Source organism: Nocardia sp. NPDC060220 (assembly GCF_042727815.1).
GTDB lineage: Bacteria > Actinomycetota > Actinomycetes > Mycobacteriales > Mycobacteriaceae > Nocardia.
In genome coordinates this window covers 1-5,411 of sequence record NZ_JBHWZY010000465.1, presented here as the reverse complement: position 1 = coordinate 5,411, position 5,411 = coordinate 1, and the positions used below count along the sequence as shown (strand labels likewise).

The window sequence follows — 5,411 nt, the reverse complement described above, 5'->3', positions numbered from 1 at the left end:
CGTCGACCGATCGGAACGGATCCTTGCACAGCACCGTGCGCTGCGCCTGATCGTTCAGCTTGAGGTGCACCCAGTCGACGGTGAAGTCGCGGCCGGCTTCCTGCGCGGCGGTGATGAAGTCACCACGCAGCTTGGCTCGCGTCGTCTGCGGCGGGGTGTCCACGGCGGCATCGACGGCGTCGTCCTCGGTGATCCGCTTGGCCAGACCCTTGCGCTGGAGCAGGTCGAAGACCCCGCGACCACGCTTGATGTCGTGGTAGGCCAGATCCAGCTGGGCGATCTTGGGATCCGACATCTCCATGCTGTAGCGGTCCTGGTAGCGCTGGAACAGCTTGCGCTTGATCACCCAGTCGATCTCGGTGTCGACCTTGGCGAAGTCCTGCGCCTCGACCGCGTCGAGCGTGCGACCCCACAGATCCACCACCGCGTCGACCTGCGGATCGCGATCGCGGTTGCGCAGGTGCTCGACGGCGCGGGCGTAGTACTCGCGCTGGATCTCCAGGGCACTGGCCTGGCGCCCGCCGGCCAGGCGCACGGGACGGCGACCGGTGAGATCGTGGCTGACCTCGCGAATGGCCCGTATCGGGTTGTCGAGCGCGAAATCGCGGAACGACACCCCTGCCTCGATCATCTCCAGCACCAGCGAGGCGGTACCGACCTTGAGCATGGTGGTCGGTTCGGCCATGTTGGAGTCACCGACGATCACGTGCAGGCGCCGGTACTTCTCGGCGTCGGCGTGCGGCTCGTCGCGGGTGTTGATGATCGGGCGCGAGCGGGTGGTCGCCGAGGAGACGCCCTCCCAGATGTGCTCGGCGCGCTGTGACAGGCAGAACGTGGCCGCCTTCGGCGTCTGCAGCACCTTGCCCGCGCCACAGATGAGCTGGCGGGTGACCAGGAACGGGAGCAGCACATCCGAGATCCGGGAGAACTCGCCCGCCCGGACCACGAGGAAGTTCTCGTGGCAGCCGTAGGAGTTGCCCGCGGAGTCGGTGTTGTTCTTGAACAGGTAGATGTCGCCGCCGATGCCTTCTTCGGCGAGGCGCTGTTCGGCGTCTATGAGCAGGTCCTCCAGCACCCGCTCGCCGGCCCGGTCGTGGGTGACCAACTGGACCAGGCTGTCGCATTCGGCGGTGGCGTACTCGGGATGCGATCCGACGTCGAGGTACAACCTGGCACCGTTGCGAAGGAAGACATTGGAGCTACGGCCCCAGGACACCACCCGGCGGAACAAGTACCGGGCTACCTCGTCGGGGGACAGCCGACGGTGACCGTGGAAGGTGCATGTCACACCGAACTCGGTCTCGATCCCCATGATTCGTCGCTGCACACTATCGACAGTACAGCCATGACCAGTGCCCGCGCGGCGCTCCTGACATCCCATTCGCATACGTGTTCACAACGATTCGGACAGCGAACGACCTCCGCGCACACGACGAGATCAGGCCTGCGAACCGGTGCGATTCGCAGGCCCGATCATGATCGTGACGGTGGGTTATTTCCCCGCGTCGTCGTCGGGTTCTGGCAGCTTCGCCTCTTTGACCGGCTTGGGCTTGGACTTCGACGCGGCCAGCGCCGACTCCAGGGCGGGGCCCTGCAGCCTGCGGAACGCCCGGCGCGGCCGCTGCTGCTCGAGCGTGGCCACCTCGAGCGAGGCCTCACCGAGCGAACGCTTGTCCTTGTCGGCTTCGGGCTGACCGGCCAGCAGTGCGCCGATCGCCACCTTCAACGCGTCGTCCAGGGACAGACCCGGCTTGTAGGTGGCTTTGAGCTGGGTCAGGATCGGCTCGGTGGTGCCACCCATGACGACGTACTCGCGTTCGTCGACGATGGACCCGTCGAAGGTGATCCGGTACAGCACCGAGGTCGGTGACTGTTCGGGATAACCCACCTCGGCGACGCAGATCTCCACCTCGTAGGGCTTGAGCTGATCGGTGAAGATCGACCCGAGGGTCTGCGCGTACAGGTTGGCCAGTCCACGCCCGGTGACATCGCGCCGGTCGTACTGGTAACCCTTGAGGTCGGCCTGCAAGATGCCGCCGCGGCGCAGTGCCTCGAACTCGTTGTACTTGCCGACCGCGGAGAATCCGACGCGGTCGTAGAGCTCGCTGACCTTGTGCAACGTCGCCGAGGGGTTCTCGGCGACGAACAGCACGCCGTCGGCGTAGACCAGCACGATCACGCTGCGACCGCGACCGATGCCCTTACGGGCGAGCTCGGTCTTGTCGCGCATGATCTGCTCGGCCGAGGCGTAATACGGCAGCGTCATAGGACGGCGCCCCCTTCTTCCGCGGCTTCCCGATCGGCGATCACACCGCGGGCGATCTCGGCGAGACGATCCTCACCGATCTCGTCCGCACCGTCGGCGTCGATCACCACCGCTGTCGGGTAGATCCCGCGCAGCATGTCGGGACCGCCGGTGGCGGTGTCGTCGTCGGCGGCGTCGAACAGTGATTCCACCGCGATCCGCAGCGCCCGGTCCTGGTCGATGCCGCGCTGGTAGAGCTTCTTCAGCGACGACTTCGCGAACGTCGAACCGGAGCCGACGGCGGTGTAGCCGAACCGCTCCTCGCTACGCCCGCCGACCACGTCGTAGGACACGATGCGGCCGGACCGGTCGGGGTCGAGGATCTGGTCGTCGAAACCGACCAGCAGCGGGATCGCTGCCAGGCCCTGCATGGCGGCAGGCAGGTTGTCGCGAACCATTTTCGACAGCTTGTTGGCTTTACCGTCGAAGGTGAGCGGCACGCCTTCGATCTTCTCGTAGTACTCCAGCTCCACGGCGAACAGCCGCACCATCTCGATCGCGATGCCCGCGGTACCGGCGATACCCGCGGCCGAGAAGGTGTCGGTGATGTACACCTTCTCGGTGTCGCGGCTGGCGAGCAGGTTGCCCATGGTGGCCCTGCGGTCGCCCGCGATCAGCACGCCGCCACGGTAGGTGACCGCGACGATGGTGGTGCCGTGCGGCGCCAGATCCTTCGTCGCGGTCAGATCCGAGATCGGGAACCTGTTGGCGGGCAACAGGTCCGGAGCGTGCATGCGGAGATGTTCGGTGAACGAGGAGAGAGCCCGCCCCGCGTGGAGGCGCAAGGGGTCACCTGGGGTCACTGGCCGCCCTTCTGCACATATGCCCGCACGAAGTCTTCGGCGTTCTCTTCGAGCACGTCATCGATCTCATCGAGCAAGTCGTCGGTTTCCTCCGCCAGCTTCTCGCGGCGTTCCTGCCCTGCCGCGTCTACGCCCTCGGGGCCCTCGTCCTCGTCGCCACCCCCGGCGCGCTTGGTCTGCTCTTGTGCCATGGCAGCCGACCTCCTCTTCCTCATCACGATGATCGTGTGTGTCCCACAACCCTACCGAGCGGATCCGACAAGGTGGTCGATAGCGATCGGATTGTCGCGCAGTCGACCCCTCGATCGCGTCAGTGGGTGAGCTGCTCGACCAGCTCCGCGGCCGTGCGCGAGGCATCGAGCAGCCTGCCGACGTGCGCTTTCGTGCCCCGGCGCGGTTCCAGCGTCGGAATCCGGACCAGCGAATCACCACCGAGATCGAAGATCACCGAATCCCAACTGGCGGCGGCGATATCGGCGCCGAAGCGTCGCAGGCACTCACCGCGGAAGTAGGCGCGGGTGTCGGTGGGCGGGTTGGTCATCGCGTCGAGCACCTGCTGTTCGCTGACGAGCCGCTGCATCGACCCGCGGGCGACCAGGCGGTTGTAGAGCCCCTTGTCCAGGCGAACATCGGAGTACTGCAGGTCCATCAGGTGCAGTTTGGGCGCGGCCCAGCCCAGGCCTTCCCTGGTGCGCATGCCCTCGAGCAGTCGCAGTTTGGCCGGCCAGTCGAGCAGGTGCGCGGCGTCCATCGGATCGCGCTCGAGCAGGTCCAGGACCATCGCCCACTTGTCGATGATGTCGAGCACGCGCGGGTCTTCGTTGGCTTCGCGCTGGACGAACTTGGCCACGCGCTCGTGGTAGAGCCGTTGCAGCGCAAGGCCGGTCAGCTCGCGCCCGTCGGCCAGCGCGACGGTGGCGCGCAGCGTCGGGTCGTGGCTGATCTGGTGCACGGCGGTGACCGGACGGGCCAGCTGGAACTCCGAGAGGTCCTCGCCCGCCTCGATCATGTCGAGCACCAGCGCGGTGGTGCCGACCTTGAGGTAGGTCGACATCTCGGCGAGGTTGGCGTCACCGATGATCACGTGCAGCCGCCGGTACTTGTCGGCGTCGGCGTGTGGCTCGTCGCGGGTGTTGATGATGCCGCGCTTGAGCGTGGTCTCCAGGCCGACCTCGACCTCGATGTAGTCGGCACGCTGGGACAGCTGGAAACCGGCGTGGTCACCCGATTGCCCGATGCCGACCCGGCCCGCGCCACAGATCACCTGACGGGAGACGAAGAACGGGGTCAGTCCGGCGATGATGTGGCTGAAGGGGGTGTCGCGGCTCATCAGGTAGTTCTCGTGGGTGCCGTAGGACGCGCCCTTGCCGTCGACATTGTTCTTGTACAGCTGCAGCCGGGGCGCCCCCGGCACGCTGGAGGCGTGCCGGGCGGCCGCCTCCATCACCCGCTCGCCCGCTTTGTCCCAGATCACCGCGTCGAGCGGGTCGACGACCTCGGGGGCGGAGTACTCCGGATGGGCGTGGTCGACATAGAGCCGCGCGCCGTTGGTGAGGATCATGTTGGCCGCGCCGACCTCGTCGGCGTCGATGACCGGGGCGGGCCCGCTCATCCGGCTGAGGTCGAAACCACGCGCGTCACGCAGCGGGGATTCCACCTCGTAGTCCCAGCGGGTGCGCTTGGCTCGCGGCACTCCCGCGGCGGCGGCATAGGCGAGAACGGCCTGCGTGGAGGTGAGGATCGGGTTGGCCGTCGGCTCCGTAGGGGTCGAGATGCCGTATTCGACCTCGATTCCGATGATGCGCTGCATACCGTCGAGCCTAGGCGACGTGCTGTACCCGCACCCGCATCTCGGCCCAGCGGGGCTGCTGGAGGCCGGCAACCTCCCCCAAGAGGGGGACCCCGGAATCGTTCTCGTGAGCGATCCGCCGGGCCGCTCACGCGCCGATACTCGGTGCATGACCGATGCCGTCGCACCCCCCACCGAAGCGCCCGTCGCGCCCCGGCCCGCTCGCCTGATCGCGCTGGATGTGCTGCGCGGCATCGCGATCCTGGGCACCCTCGGCACCAATATCTGGATCTTCACCAATTCGGCGGGCATGGTCGGCTACTTGGACGAGCTCGCCGCGGCCCCCGAGAACGCCTGGATGTGGTCCGAGCGGGTGCTGCAGCAGCTCGCGCAGGGCAAGTTCCTGGGCCTGCTGACGGTGATGTTCGGGATCGGCCTGGCCATCCAGCAGGGTTCGGCCCAGCGGGCGGGTCGGCCGTGGCCCGGCAGATATCCGTACCGCGCGGGGCTGCTG

5 protein-coding genes and 1 pseudogene are annotated in these 5,411 nt (G+C 67.1%); 1 reads left to right on the top strand and 5 read right to left on the bottom strand.

Translation table 11 applies throughout. The features are described from left to right. The 5 genes from pafA to dop all read right to left on the bottom strand — a co-directional run. On the bottom strand, window positions 1–1,327 hold a 1,327-nt coding region (gene pafA / locus ACFWF3_RS22560), incomplete at its 3' end, for a Pup--protein ligase (protein WP_379315167.1). Window positions 1,328–1,492: 165 nt separating this feature from the next. Then, window positions 1,493–2,266 carry a proteasome subunit alpha gene (prcA, locus tag ACFWF3_RS22555; protein ID WP_301901013.1) on the bottom strand — a complete coding sequence of 258 codons (774 nt, stop codon included), beginning with the start codon at window positions 2,264–2,266 and terminating at the stop codon, window positions 1,493–1,495. After that, window positions 2,263–3,108, bottom strand: coding sequence for a proteasome subunit beta (prcB, locus tag ACFWF3_RS22550; protein WP_378988084.1), 846 nt, complete (start codon window positions 3,106–3,108; stop codon window positions 2,263–2,265). The genes prcA and prcB overlap by 4 nt, the downstream gene beginning before the upstream one ends. Next, a complete protein-coding gene (locus ACFWF3_RS22545) occupies window positions 3,105–3,299 on the bottom strand; it encodes a ubiquitin-like protein Pup (protein ID WP_019047503.1) in 195 nt (64 codons plus the stop codon). The genes prcB and ACFWF3_RS22545 overlap by 4 nt, the downstream gene beginning before the upstream one ends. 119 nt (window positions 3,300–3,418) lie before the next feature. After that, window positions 3,419–4,918 (bottom strand): depupylase/deamidase Dop, encoded by a 1,500-nt coding sequence (gene dop / locus ACFWF3_RS22540; RefSeq protein ID WP_378988087.1) that lies wholly within the window; start codon window positions 4,916–4,918, stop codon window positions 3,419–3,421. Window positions 4,919–5,066: 148 nt separating this feature from the next. On the opposite strand from dop, the pseudogene ACFWF3_RS22535 reads away from it, so the two are divergent. Further along, window positions 5,067–5,411 (top strand): annotated as a pseudogene (locus tag ACFWF3_RS22535) (hypothetical protein); the annotation flags it as partial.